We start from the raw sequence: 233 nt of genomic DNA on the forward strand, positions 1-233 counted from the left end.
GCTTGAACGAATTTGTTGTGCCTCGAACCACTTGTATTATGGGGGAGTTGAGTTTAAACGGTGATGTGCGCCCAATAGACAGCGGCGTACCACGAGTTAAAGAAGCTGCACAGCATGGTTTTACAGAAATATTTATCCCGTTTCGTAACTACCATAAATCAATGGAAGGCCTAGGCGCTAAAATAATTCCAGTAAAAACGGTACATGAGTTATTGAGCCTGATTAATTAACGC

The 233-nt window shown here is 42.1% G+C and carries 1 protein-coding gene; it reads left to right on the top strand.

Going from position 1 to position 233, the window contains the following annotated elements; all coding sequences use genetic code 11:
- Positions 1 to 230, top strand: a 230-nt coding sequence (locus SB756_RS35705; protein WP_410913968.1) for a magnesium chelatase domain-containing protein, incomplete at its 5' end; no start/stop codon positions are given.
- Positions 231 to 233: the final 3 nt, after the last annotated feature.

Source organism: Pseudomonas sp. SIMBA_068 (genome assembly GCF_046534705.1).
GTDB classification, from domain to species: domain Bacteria; phylum Pseudomonadota; class Gammaproteobacteria; order Pseudomonadales; family Pseudomonadaceae; genus Aquipseudomonas; species Aquipseudomonas putida.